At 69.5% G+C, this 12,787-nt stretch carries 11 protein-coding genes; 9 read left to right on the plus strand and 2 right to left on the minus strand.

The window, feature by feature from the left end:
* Positions 1-312: 312 nt before the first annotated feature.
* The 3 genes from ACH4S9_RS32585 (at position 313) to ACH4S9_RS32595 (ending at position 4,341) form a co-directional block, all read left to right on the plus strand.
* Positions 313-1,401, plus strand: a complete 1,089-nt coding sequence (locus tag ACH4S9_RS32585) for a DUF1996 domain-containing protein (RefSeq protein WP_398375125.1) — start codon at positions 313-315, stop codon at positions 1,399-1,401.
* Positions 1,402-1,490: 89 nt separating this feature from the next.
* On the plus strand, positions 1,491-3,239 hold the full coding sequence (locus ACH4S9_RS32590; RefSeq protein ID WP_398375127.1) for a discoidin domain-containing protein: 1,749 nt from the start codon (positions 1,491-1,493) through the stop codon (positions 3,237-3,239).
* A gap of 61 nt (positions 3,240-3,300) precedes the next feature.
* Entirely contained in the window at positions 3,301-4,341 is a 1,041-nt protein-coding gene (locus tag ACH4S9_RS32595; protein ID WP_385338104.1) for a LacI family DNA-binding transcriptional regulator, read from the plus strand.
* A gap of 3 nt (positions 4,342-4,344) precedes the next feature.
* Here the strand turns inward: ACH4S9_RS32595 and ACH4S9_RS32600 are convergent, their stop codons facing one another.
* Positions 4,345-5,697, minus strand: coding sequence for an ROK family protein (locus ACH4S9_RS32600; protein ID WP_398375129.1), 1,353 nt, complete (start codon positions 5,695-5,697; stop codon positions 4,345-4,347).
* Positions 5,698-5,883: 186 nt separating this feature from the next.
* Between ACH4S9_RS32600 and ACH4S9_RS32605 the strand changes: the two genes are divergently transcribed.
* The 6 genes from ACH4S9_RS32605 (at position 5,884) to ACH4S9_RS32630 (ending at position 12,478) form a co-directional block, all read left to right on the plus strand.
* Positions 5,884-7,203, plus strand: a complete 1,320-nt coding sequence (locus ACH4S9_RS32605; protein ID WP_385338098.1) for an ABC transporter substrate-binding protein — start codon at positions 5,884-5,886, stop codon at positions 7,201-7,203.
* Positions 7,204-7,217: 14 nt separating this feature from the next.
* Positions 7,218-8,216, plus strand: coding sequence for a carbohydrate ABC transporter permease (locus ACH4S9_RS32610; RefSeq protein WP_398375132.1), 999 nt, complete (start codon positions 7,218-7,220; stop codon positions 8,214-8,216).
* Positions 8,209-9,081, plus strand: a complete 873-nt coding sequence (locus tag ACH4S9_RS32615; protein WP_311724130.1) for a carbohydrate ABC transporter permease — start codon at positions 8,209-8,211, stop codon at positions 9,079-9,081. The genes ACH4S9_RS32610 and ACH4S9_RS32615 overlap by 8 nt, the downstream gene beginning before the upstream one ends.
* A 29-nt stretch (positions 9,082-9,110) precedes the next feature.
* Complete coding sequence (locus tag ACH4S9_RS32620) at positions 9,111-10,481, plus strand: GH1 family beta-glucosidase (protein WP_398375134.1); 1,371 nt, start codon at positions 9,111-9,113, stop codon at positions 10,479-10,481.
* A gap of 42 nt (positions 10,482-10,523) precedes the next feature.
* Positions 10,524-11,504, plus strand: coding sequence for a threonine/serine dehydratase (locus tag ACH4S9_RS32625; protein ID WP_398375136.1), 981 nt, complete (start codon positions 10,524-10,526; stop codon positions 11,502-11,504).
* 260 nt (positions 11,505-11,764) lie between these two features.
* Positions 11,765-12,478: an ABC transporter permease gene (locus ACH4S9_RS32630; protein ID WP_385338087.1), complete on the plus strand. Its 714-nt coding sequence runs from the start codon at positions 11,765-11,767 to the stop codon at positions 12,476-12,478.
* Here ACH4S9_RS32630 and ACH4S9_RS32635 read toward each other — a convergent pair.
* A complete protein-coding gene (locus ACH4S9_RS32635) occupies positions 12,399-12,692 on the minus strand; it encodes a hypothetical protein (RefSeq protein WP_398375229.1) in 294 nt (97 codons plus the stop codon). The two genes, ACH4S9_RS32630 and ACH4S9_RS32635, sit on opposite strands and share 80 nt — an antisense overlap.
* Between the last annotated feature and the right edge of the window lie 95 nt (positions 12,693-12,787).

Genomic DNA, 12,787 nt, shown 5'->3' on the forward strand with positions numbered 1-12,787 from the left:
CTTCGATCGCCAACTCCCGTGGTCGCTGGGGTGCTTTAGGCTCTCTTGGGTGGGATGCGGACGCCGGTGTCTGCGGTCATTCTCTTCAAGAAGTAATAGAAGTTGGCGCTGATCCTCTTCGCTCGACGCCTTGACACTGTCACGTCACCGCCGTGACACTCCCATCTCGGAGAGCGCTCTCCCACTCGTTGTCGCGGGCCTGTGACGGCCCGTCATACGGGCGGCCGGGCCCGCACCCCACGGCGCAGCGGATCCTCGCAGTGCCCGGCCGCCTGACCACTTTCGCCTTCTCTCCATGTGGCAGGAGTCTCCATGGCACGGAGATCGAAGATCGTCTCAGGAACCCTGATCGCAGGCGCGCTGCTGCTGACCTCGCTCGGGCTCGGTGGCATCGCGATGAGCGCCGAAGCGCCCCCGGCGCAGCCCGTGGGCGGCGTCACGGCCGCCCACGCGGGGCATGCCATGGCGGCGCCGTCCGCCTCCTCGCCCGAGGACCCGGACGGCGACGGTTACATTCCCGCGGACCCGCCGGTCACCGGCGTCACCCCGTCCACGAAGGAGCCGCCCCACCGCTACTTCCACGAGTTCCAGGCCAACTGCTCGGTGAGCCACACCAAGGCGGACGACCCCATCGTGTATCCGCGGCAGCCGGGCGCGTCCCATGACCACACCTTCATGGGCAACACCACCACCGACGCGGCCAGCACCACAGCCTCCCTCGACGCCGGCCGCACCACCTGCAAGGCGCCGGGGGACAAGTCGGGCTATTGGATGCCCACGCTCTTCCAGGGCGATCGGCCGGTGCTGTCGGTCGGCCCGCAGACCATCTACTACAAGGCCGGCGTGACCGACTACACCAGCGTGCGGCCGTTCCCCAAGGGGCTGCGGTTCGTGGTGGGCAACCCGATGCAGAGCGCCGAGGAGTTCCGCCGCCACCCCGGCTTCGTCGAGGGCTGGGAGTGCGGCGACAGCTTCTTCAACGTCGAGTTCCCCAAGGACTGCCCGAGCCGGCCGGACGTCCAGCTCAACATTCGTTTCCAGGCGCCCAGTTGCTGGGACGGCAAGTATCTGGACACGCCCGACCACCGCAGCCATATGGCGTACCCCGTGGTCAACCCCGGGACGAACAACAATGTGTGCCCCGCCGACCACCCGGTCGCGCTGCCGATGGTCGAGTTCAAGATGGCCTTCCCGGTCAACGGTGACCTCTCCCAGGTGAGGCTGGCCAGCGGCCCGAGCTGGTCGTTCCACTACGACTTCTTCAACGCCTGGGACGCGCGCACGCTCAAGGCGCTCGTCGACCACTGCGTCGTCGGGGCGCTCCAGTGCGACGCCCGCGGCTACGACCAGACCCACCCCGAGGCCGGGGCGGCCCTCAACGACCACTACGAACTGCCCTGAACCGTGGTCCGGCCGCCCGGGTGGACACCGGCGCGGCCGGGCCACTTCCGCTTCCCCCCACTTCCCCACACTCCGAAAGACACCCGACCATGACCCGGACCCGTACCGTTCCACGCCGCATCGCGGCGCCCCTCACCGCCGGCCTGCTGACCGCCGGCGCCCTCGCGCTGCCCGGCCAGCAGGCACACGCCGCCGGAAGCGTCGTCAAGGTCGCCGGCGCCCCCGGTGACTGGCGGCTGACCGTGGACGGCCAGCCGTATCAGATCAAGGGCCTGACCTGGGGCCCCGCCATCGCGGACGCCGACCGTTACCTGCCCGACCTGCGGACGATGGGCGTCAACACCATCCGCACCTGGGGCACCGATGCCACCAGCAAACCCCTTTTCGACTCCGCGGCCGCCCACGGCATCAAGGTGATCGCCGGTTTCTGGCTACAACCCGGCGGCGGGCCGGGCAGCGGCGGCTGTGTGAACTACCGGACGGACACCGCCTACAAGGACCAGATGCTCGCCGGGTTCCCCACATGGGTCTCCGCCTACAAGGACCACCCGGGCGTGCTGATGTGGAACGTCGGGAACGAGTCGGTACTCGGCCTTCAGAACTGCTACACCGGCGATGAGCTGGAACGACAGCGTGACGCCTACACCACGTTCGTCAACGACATCGCCAAGAAGATCCATGGCATCGACCCCGACCACCCGGTCACCTCCACCGACGCGTGGACCGGCGCCTGGCCGTACTACCGGAAGAACGCCCCCGACCTCGACCTGTATGCCGTCAACTCCTACAACGCCGTCTGCGACATCAAGGCCACCTGGGAACAGGGCGGCTACACCAAGCCGTACATCGTGACCGAGACCGGCCCCGCGGGGGAGTGGGAGGTCCCCGACGACCCCAACGGTGTGCCACAGGAGCCCACCGACCGGGCCAAGGCCGAGGGCTACACCAAGGCGTGGAACTGCGTCACCGGTCACAAGGGTGTCGCGCTCGGCGCCACGATGTTCCACTACGGCACCGAGGACGACTTCGGCGGCGTCTGGTTCAATCTGCTGCCCGCCGGCCAGAAGCGGCTGTCGTACTACGCGGTGAAGAACGCGTACGGCGCGGACACCTCGCGCGACAACACACCACCGGTCCTCTCCGGACTGGCCGTGGACGGCGATGCCACCAAGGTGGAGGCAGGCCGCCCCCTGACCCTTACGGTCAAGGCCACCGACCCCGACGGCGACGCCATCTCCTACCAGGTGCTGGGCAGCACCATGTACATCGACAAGGACAAGAAGCTCACCCCGCTGCCCGCCACCGACCTCGGCGGCGGCCGGCTGAGGGTCACCGCGCCGGACCGGCTCGGCGTGTGGAAGGTCTATGTCAAGGCCACCGACGGCAAGGGCAACGTCGGCATCGAGACCCGTTCCGTACGGATCGTCCCACCCACCGTGAACGGCACCAATGTGGCCCTCGGCAAGTCGGCCACCGCCTCCTCCCACCAGACGGGCGGTGGCGACTGCCCCTGCACCGCCGCCAACGCCGTGGACGGCAAGATGGACACCCGATGGGCCGGCGACTGGAGCGATCCGCAGTGGCTCCAGGTGGACCTCGGGGCGTCCACCGCCTTCACTCACGTGCAGCTGGCCTGGGAGGCCGCGTACGCCAAGGCGTACACCATCCAGACCTCCGATGACGGCCAGAGCTGGCGGACCGTCCGTGAGGTGACCGACGGCAACGGCGGCGTCGACGACTTCGACGTCTCGGGCACCGGCCGCTACGTCCGTGTCCACGGCACGGCCCGTGGCACCGGCTACGGCTACTCGCTCTACGAGTTCGGCGTCTACCGCTGACCCGTGGCGGGGCGGGAGAGCGCTCTATGACGGCAGAGCGCGCTGCCATTAGGGTGCGGGCATGAACCGACAGGCCCCGACCTTGGAGGATGTCGCCCGGGAGGCCGGTGTCTCCCGGGCGACCGTCTCCCGGGTCGTCAATGGTGTCCGCAATGTGGATCCGGCCATCCAGGACCTGGTGCGCCTCGCGATCGAGAGGACCGGATACACGCCCAACCGGGCGGCCAGATCGCTGGTGACCCGGCGTACCGGGACCGTTGCGCTCGTCGTCTCCGGGGTCGGCGAGTCCTCGGAGGACGAGCGGAACGCTTTCGCCGCGCGGGTGTTCACCGACCCGTTCTTCGGCCGGGTGGTCGGTGGGGTGGTCGGATTTCTGCGGCCTCGCTCGATGCACCCGGTGCTGATGTTCGCCGAGTCCTCCGAGGCCAGGCAGGAGGTGCTGAGGTATCTGCGGCAGGGGAACGCGGACGGCGCCCTCGTGGTGTCCACCCATTCCGGCGATCCGCTGCCCACGCTGCTGGCCGAGGCCGGACTGCCCGCCGTGCTGTTCGCCCGGCCCGTGCGGCCGGTCGCGCTCAGCCATGTGGACCTTGCGCACTGGGATGGCGGCCGCCTCGCGGCCGAGCGTCTGCTGGCCCGGGGGTGCCGGAGGGTGGCCACCGTGTCGGGGCCGTCGACCGTGTCCGCCAGTCAGGAGCGGCTCGCGGGGTTTCGCGACACCATGGCCCGCGGGGGCCATCCGTACGTTCCGGTGGCCGAGGGGGGCTTCACACTGGACAGCGGGGTGACGGCGATGACGGCACTGCTCGCCGAACATCCCGATGTGGACGGGGTGTTCGCCGCCAACGACCTGATGGCGCAGGGGGTCTGCCAGGTGCTGAGGGAACGCGGCCGACGGGTGCCGGACGATGTCGCGGTCATCGGTTTCGACGACTCCAGCGTGGCCACCACCTGCCGGCCGCCGCTGACCTCGGTGCGCCAGCCGGTGGAGGACATGGCGGCGACCATGGCCCGGCTGCTCGACGAACACGTGCGGGGCATGCGCACCGAGCCGACCTCGGTCCTCTTCGAACCGGACCTGGTGATACGGGAGTCGGCGTAGCCCTCACACCAGTCGCGTGCCAAGGCTGGTGCGCCACCCGGGGGCCGGCTCCGGCACGGGGGGCGCGGGCAGGCGGCGCCCGCCGCGTGCGAAGAAGTCGGCGAGCGGCAGGGTCGCGGCGCCGACGGTCACCGCGTCAGGCCCCAGCGCGCCCAAGTCGATGCCGACACGTCCGGAGGGGTACGGCAGCGCGTAGGACAGCGCGTGGCGGCGCACCGACTCCAGGAAACGCGAGCCGAGCTGGAGACCGGCCCAGCCGCCGACGAGGATGCGCTCGGGCTGGAAGAGATTGATCAGGTCGGACAGCCCCGCGCCCAGGTACTCCGCGGTCTCGTCGAGGACGGCGGCCGCCACCGGGTCCGGGGCGCCACCGTCAGCTCCGGCCGTGGGATTGGCGCCGTCCGTGGGACCGGCGCCGTCCGGGGGGTAGGCGCCGGCCAGCATCGCCGTCAGGGCGGTCTCCTCGTCGGTGTCGGGCGGCGGCTGCCCGCCCGCCTCCTGCCAGCGTTCGAGCAGTGCTTCCGCGCCCGCGTAGGCTTCCAGACAGCCCAGCGCCCCGCAGCGGCACCGCCGGCCCCGCACCCGCACGGTGAGGTGGCCCCACTCCACCGCCCGGCCGTGCTCGACGTCATCGGTGACGACGCAGGCGCCGACGCCCGATCCGAAGAGGACGACCACCGCGCTGCGCGCACCGCGCCCGGCGCCGAACCACATCTCGGCCTGGCCCAGCGTCTTGGCGCCGTTCTCGATGAAGTAGGGTACCTGTTGGGGGAGATGGCCAGGGCGGCGCAGCATCCGTTCCAGCGGGACCGCTTCCCAGCCGATCGGGGTGCAGTGCACCACCGCGCCGTCCTCCTCGGAGTGTTCGATGATTCCGGGGGTGCCGATGCCGACACCGAGGATCTGCCCGGGGGTGAGCCTGGCAGTGTTCAGGACCTCGGTGATGCCGTCTCGGATGTGGCCCGCGATCAGTTCGCTGTCGTAGCGGTCAGGGCGGGCGGTCCCGCGCGTGGGCAATGGCCGCTCCGCGCGGCCCTGTTCGGCCAGCGACAGATCGAACAGCTCGACGCGGACCCGGGTCTCGCCGACGTCCACCCCGATCAAATGGCCGCTGCGCGGGGCGATGCGCAGCAGCGTGCGGGGGCGGCCGCCGTCGGAGTCGACGCTTCCGGCCTCCTCCACCAGCCCCTCGGTGAGCAGTTCGGTGACCACATTGCTGATGGAGCCCGAACTCAGCCCGGTCGCGGGGGCAAGCGAGAGGCGGCTCATCGGCCCGTCGAAGAACAACCGGCGCAGCACGGCGGTGCGGTTCTCCCGCCGCAGGTCACGCACCGTGCGGCTGTTGTGTGCAGCCACCTGACCTCCTCAAGTCCCGGCTCCGCGTAACAAGATACCTACTGCCGGATCTCTTGACGCGCCTATCTCTTGAGGTTTAACTCACGTCGTAAATTAAGCCATGAGAGGCTTCGGGAGTTGAACGCACATCGACGTGCCCGGGCCCTCTTCGGCGTACTCGACTCCCGGAAAGGGACACCTGGAGCCATGCGCAGCATCCGAGCCGCGGCCATCGGCGCCGTCACCTTGTCACTCGCCATTGCCGCCACGGCCTGCGGAGGCGGTTCGTCCACGGCCGGAAACGGGTCCAACGACTCGCCGAAGACGCTCACGTACTGGGCCTCCAACCAGGGCGCGAGCATCAACGTGGACAAGAAGGTCCTCCAGCCCGAACTCGACAAGTTCAAAGAGCAGACCGGGATCACCGTCAAGCTGGAGGTGGTGCCCTGGTCGGAGCTGCTGAACCGGATCCTCACCGCGACCACCTCCGGCCAGGGCCCCGACGTGCTGAACATCGGCAACACCTGGAGCGCCTCACTCCAGGCATCCGGGGCCCTGCTGCCATGGGACGCCGAGAACTTCCGCACGATCGGTGGCAAGGACCGCTTCGTGGACTCGGCCCTCGGCTCGACGGGAGCGCAGGGCAAGGACCCGGCCGCCGTACCGCTGTACTCGATGGCGTACGCGCTCTACTACAACAAGAAGATCTTCGCCGACGCGGGCATCGCCAAGCCGCCTGCCACCTGGGACGAGCTGGTCGCGGACGCCAAGAAGATCAAGCAGCACGGCGCGGCGGCGCTGGGCGCCGAGGGGGCGAACCTGTCGGAGAACATCCACCACGCCTTCGTCTTCGCCAAGCAGCACGGCGCTGACTTCTTCACCGCCGACGGCAAGCCGGACTTCACCTCGGACGGCGCGGTCGCCGCGGTCAAGCAGTACGTCGACCTGATGGCCAAGGACAAGGCCATCCCGCCGGGCAACGCCGAATACGCCCAGAACCAGTCCCTGAGCGACTTCGCCAAGGGCAAGACCGCGATGGTGCTGTGGCAGACGGCCTCCGCCACCTTCAAATCGCTGGGCATGAAGGACGACGAGTGGGGCGTGGCCCCGGCGCCCACCCCCTCCGGCACCCCCGGCACCGGCACCTCCGTCAACTCGATGGTCGCCGGCATCAACATGGCCGTCTTCAAGAACACCGACAACCACGACGGCGCACTGAAGTTCGTGAAGTTCATGACCAGCGACGCCGAGCAGAAGATCCTCAACACGGCGTACGGCTCCATCCCGCCGGTCAAGGCCGCCCAGTCCGACCCCGCGTTCAACACCCAGGCCACGACCGTCCTGCGCGACACCCTCGCCAAGAGCGCCGAGGCGCTGCCGCAGGTCCCCCAGGAGTCCCAGTTCGAGACGGCGGTGGGCACAGCCGTCAAGGAGCTGTTCGCCGACGCCGCCGCCGGGCGCGCCGTGACCACAGAGTCGGTGAAGGCACGGCTCCACAAGGCCCAGCAGCAGATGCCGGCGAAGTGACCGCGGACATCCCCATGACCACCACGACCGCCACCGCACAGGTCGACCAGCAGGCGGCGCCGGGGACATCCCCCGGTGCGGCGCGAGGCCCGCGCCGCACCGGGCGGATCCGCCGCATCGCACTGCCGTATCTGCTGCTCCTGCCGGCCCTGCTGCTGGAACTCCTGGTCCATCTGGTGCCGATGGCGATCGGCATCCTGATGAGCTTCAAGGAGCTCACCCAGTTCTTCATCCGCGACTGGACCACCGCCCCCTGGTCCGGCTTCGACAACTACCAGCTCTCGGTGGACTTCGACGCGCCGGTCGGCGAGGCGCTGCTCCACTCGTTCCTGGTCACCTGCGGATTCACCCTGCTGTCGGTCGGACTGTGCTGGCTGCTCGGCACCGCCACCGCCATCTTCCTCCAGGACACCTTCCGCGGCCGCGGCCTCCTGCGCACCCTGTTCCTCATCCCGTACGCGCTCCCCGTATACACCGCCGTCATCACCTGGGCGTTCATGTTCCAGCACGACAACGGCCTGGTGAACCACGTCCTGCACGACCAGCTCGGCCTCGCCGACAAGCCCTCCTTCTGGCTCATCGGCGACAACAGCTTCATCGCGCTGCTGACCGTGTCGGTGTGGAAGGGCTGGCCGTTCGCGTTTCTCATCGTCATGGCCGGCCTCCAGAACATCCCCCGGGAGCTCTACGAGGCGGCAGCTCTCGACGGTTCGGGTATGTGGCAGCAGATCCGCCACATCACCCTGCCCTCGCTGCGTCCGGTCAACCAGGTGTTGGTGCTGGTCCTGTTCCTGTGGACGTTCAACGACTTCAACACGCCGTTCGCGCTGTTCGGCAAGGCGGCGCCGGAGGCCGCGGACCTCATCTCGATCCACATCTACCAGTCGTCGTTCGTCACCTGGAACTTCGGCACCGGCTCCGCCATGTCCGTCCTCCTGCTGCTCTTCCTTCTCGTGGTGACGGGCGTCTACCTGCTGCTGACCTCCCGACGAAGGAAGACGGCCGATGTCTAGCGCCACATCCAAGCCCCGCTCACCGATGGCCGCCCCGAGGTCCTTCCTCTGGGCCCGCCGGATCTTCCTCACCCTGCTCACCGGCTTCGTCCTGGTGCCGGTGTACGTGATGATCTCCAGCTCCCTGAAGCCGCTCCAGGACGTGTCGGGGACATTCCGCTGGCTCCCCAGCGGGCTGACCATCCGCCCCTACATCGACATCTGGTCGACCGTCCCGCTCGCCGACTACTTCGTGAACTCGGCCATCGTGGCGAGCGCGGCCACGGTCTGCTCGGTGGTGATCGCGGTCTTCGCCGCCTACGCGGTCAGCCGCTACCGCTTCCGGGGCAGGCGCGTGTTCACCGTCACCGTGCTCTCCACACAGATGCTCCCCGGCATCCTCTTCCTGCTGCCCCTGTTCCTCATCTACGTCAGCATCGGCAACACCACCGGCATCGCCCTCTTCGGCTCCCGCGGCGGCCTCATCCTCACCTATCTCACCTTCTCGCTGCCGTTCTCGATCTGGATGCTCATCGGGTACTTCGACTCGGTCCCGCGCGACCTGGACGAGGCCGCGCTGGTGGACGGCTGCGGCCCCCTCGGCGCGCTGCTGCGGGTCGTCGTCCCGGCCGCGACCCCCGGCATCGTCGCCGTGGCCGTCTACGCCTTCATGACCGCCTGGGGCGAGGTGCTCTTCGCATCCGTGATGACGAACGACACCACCCGCACCCTCGCCATCGGCCTCCAGGGCTACGCCAGCCAGAACGACGTCTACTGGAACCAGATCATGGCCGCCTCCCTCGTGGTGAGCGTCCCCGTGGTCGCCGGATTCCTCCTGCTACAGCGCTATCTCGTCGCCGGACTCACCGCCGGAGCCGTGAAGTGACCGGCCATCCCCTCTCCGAAAGGACGTACGTGTCCGAACTCCTGGACCTCACCGCCCTCCCGCACGACTTCCTCTGGGGCACGGCCACCTCGGCCTACCAGATCGAGGGAGCCGTCGCCGAGGACGGGCGGTCGCCCTCGATCTGGGACACCTTCTCGCACACCCCCGGCAGGATCGCGGGCGACGACCACGGCGACGTGGCCTGCGACCACTACCACCGCTGGCGCGAGGACATCGGCCTGATGAAGCAGCTGGGCACCAACGCCTACCGGCTGTCCATCGCCTGGCCACGGGTGATGCCGGGCGGCGACGGGCCGGTCAACGCCAAGGGACTGGCCTTCTACGACGAGCTGATCGACGGTCTGCTGGAAGCGGGCATCACCCCCTCCGTCACCCTGTACCACTGGGACCTTCCGCAGGTGCTCCAGGACCGGGGCGGTTGGCCCGTGCGCGACACCGCGGAGCACTTCGCCGCGTACGCCTCGGCGACGGCCGGCCGCCTCGGCGACCGGGTCCACCACTGGACCACGCTCAACGAACCGCTGTGCTCGGCCTGGATCGGCCACCTCGACGGCGTGATGGCGCCCGGCCTTACGGATCTGACCGCAGCCGTCCGCGCCTCGTACCATCTGCTGCTCGGCCACGGCCTCGCCACCCAGGCGATCCGGGCCGCCGCACCGGGCGCCGAGGTCGGAATCGTCAACAACCTCTCCACCGTTCACGCCGCCACCGACCGGCCCGAGGACTTGGCGGCCGCGCGGCGCCTGGACGGCCACACCAACCGCTGGTGGCTGGACCCCGTCCACGGCCGCGGTTTCCCCGCGGACATGCGCGAGGTGTACGGGGTGGAACTGCCGGAACAACCCGGCGACCTGGAGACCATCGCCGCGCCCCTGGACTGGCTGGGCCTGAACTACTACTTCCCGGTCACTGTCACCGACGCCCCCACCGCCCCGGCCCCCCACGCCCACGGCATCCGCCGCCCGGACGTGCCCCGCACCGGCATGGACTGGGAGATCGACCCCACCGGCATCGAAACCCTCCTGCTGCGTCTGACCGACGAATACGGCGCCCGCAAGCTGTACGTCACCGAGAACGGCTCCTCCTACCCCGACGTCATACGCCCGGACGGCACCGTCGACGACCCCGAGCGCCAGGACTACCTCATCCAACACCTCGTGGCCTGCGCCTCGGCAGCCCGCAAGGGCGCCCCGCTCGCCGGCTACTTCGCCTGGTCGCTGCTCGACAACTTCGAGTGGGCCTACGGATACGACAAGCGCTTCGGGCTCGTCCACGTCGACTACCGCACCCAGGCCCGCACCATCAAGGGGACCGGCCACCGCTACGCGGAGATCATCCGCGGCCATCGTGACCAGGCCCGCCCCGACCCGGGCGCTTGATCAACGCATCGAACATGGCCGGCGGCGCTACGCTGCTGTGCCATGCAGGAGACACGCCTCGACACTGCTCGGATCCGGGCGGCTCGCCGGGTGATCGACCCGATTTTTCTCGACACCCCGCTGTACCGCTGCGAGGCGTTGGAGCCAGCCCTCGGGTGCACGGTGAGCATCAAGCTCGAAACGGCGAACCCGGTCCGCAGCTTCAAGGCCCGCGGCACCGAGGTGGTCGCGAGCCTGCTCGCCGACCATGGCTCGCGAGCCGTGGTGTGCGCCAGCGCGGGCAACCTCGGCCAGGCCCTCGCCTGGTCCGGTCGCGGCCGGGGGCTCGACGTCACCGTCGTGGCATCCCGCTTCGCGACGGTGGCCAAGCTTGACCGCATCCGCGCACTGGGCGCCAGGCTGGAACTGGTGGACGGCGACCACGAGATGGCGCGCGAGCGGGCCGCGGCCATCGCGCGCCGCGACGGCATCCGGCTGGTCGAGGACAGCCTGGACCTCGAGACCTGCGAGGGCGCGGCGACCATCGGCCTGGAGCTGGTGGACGCCGCGCCGTCGTTCGACGCCGTGCTGATCGCTCTCGGCGGCGGGGCACTGGCCACCGGCGTGGGTCATGTGGTGAAGGCCATGGCGCCCGAAGCCGAGGTGATCTGCGTCCAGCCGCTGGGCGCACCGGCGATGACACACTCGTGGCGCTGGCGGCGCGTCGTCACCACCGACTCGACCGACACCATCGCCGACGGCGTCGCCGGCCGGTGTCCCATCCCGGCCGTCCTGGACGACCTCCTGCTGGTCGCCGACGACGCCGTCCTGGTCCAGGAGGCGTCGATCATCGCCGGTATGCGGATGCTCCTCGACCACGCCGGCCTGGTCGTCGAGCCGTCGGCCGCGCTCGGCATCGCGGCGATCCTCGAAGACCGCGACCGCTTCGCCGGCCGACACGTGGTCACCATCGTGTGCGGCAGCAACGTCGACGTGGATGCCTATCACCGCTGGGTCGGTGCGGCTCCCGTCCATAGGCCTTGACGATGACTCGTTCGGCGCGGCCGCATACCTCCACCGCCTTGGCGATCGCGGCCCGGGGCTGACACACGATCAGGCGCCCGACACCCTCCCCTCGGGATGCCGACACCTGTCGGGGCAACGCGCGATCCGCCGTTCCTGGTCGACGCAGTCCCACCACACCCGCCGGCGCGTGGTTTGCCCCCGGCGGCTGGCCCGCTGTTTGGCACAGAGCCGTAGTGCCGCGCTCTCCCGACGCACAGGGGGTCCGCTGAGCGGGACGAGTGGCTTCGCCCTCCGTATCCGAATGGGCAAGGTACCGCTCACCATCCGCCGTACTCAGTACGTATCCCGCATGGGACCGCACGCAGTACCCACCGTTCGTCGCCCGACGGGTCCTTCGTGGACTGGCCGTCCTGTTCGTCCTGTCGGTCGTCGCGTTCGGGCTCGTCCGGCTGCTTCCGGGTAATCCGGCGGACGTTTTGGCCGGACCGTACTCCGACGCGGCGACCCGGGCACGGCTGGCGGAGGATCTCGGACTCAACCAACCGGTCACCGAGCAGTACCTGCTGTGGCTCGGCAGGCTGCTCCACGGTGACTTCGGTCTCTCGGTCTACAACGGTATGCCGGTCCTCGAGCTCATCAAGGAACGACTCCCGAACACCTTGGAGCTGGCCCTGGCCGCCACGGTGGTGTCGGTCCTGTGGGGCGTGCCGCGACCTGTCGGCGGCGACCGACACGAGTCTGACCACGGTGCGCCGCAGGCTGCAATCTCTGCTGACGTCCCGGCTGAGCCTGCGCTGCGATCTGGCCCGGCCGCTGTCGGGATGGCCGCTGTCCGCCGTCTACTTCGCATCGGTCCCGGGCCAGCACGTGGAGGGGATGAGCCGGGTACTGTCCGAGGTGCGGGAGGTCTGCTCATGCGCGATCACGGCCGGCCCGCACAATCTGGTGATCGACGTCTGGTTGCGGGACCTGCGCGACGTGCACGCCTTTGAGGCCCACCTGTCGCGCAAGCTGCCGCGCCTCACCGTGTCGGACCGCTCGGTGGTACTGCGGGCGGTCAAGCACATGGGGCGTCTGCTCGACCACCACGGCCGCTGCATCGGAGTCGTACCGCTCGGGCACCCGCAGGAACCTCGACCGGCCGCTGGAGCGCCGGCCATCCGGGTCGCCGGTGGCGAGACGCAGGTCGAGGTACCTGCCGGACACGCGCCCGCCGCGGTCACCATGGACGCCCCGGACGCGGACCTGGAGGCCGGTCACGTCCCTCGCGGCGCGAGCCCAGGAGGTGGAGTTCCGAACCA

The sequence above is a fragment of the Streptomyces sp. NPDC021225 genome (genome assembly GCF_044332865.1).
Classification (GTDB): Bacteria; Actinomycetota; Actinomycetes; order Streptomycetales; family Streptomycetaceae; genus Streptomyces.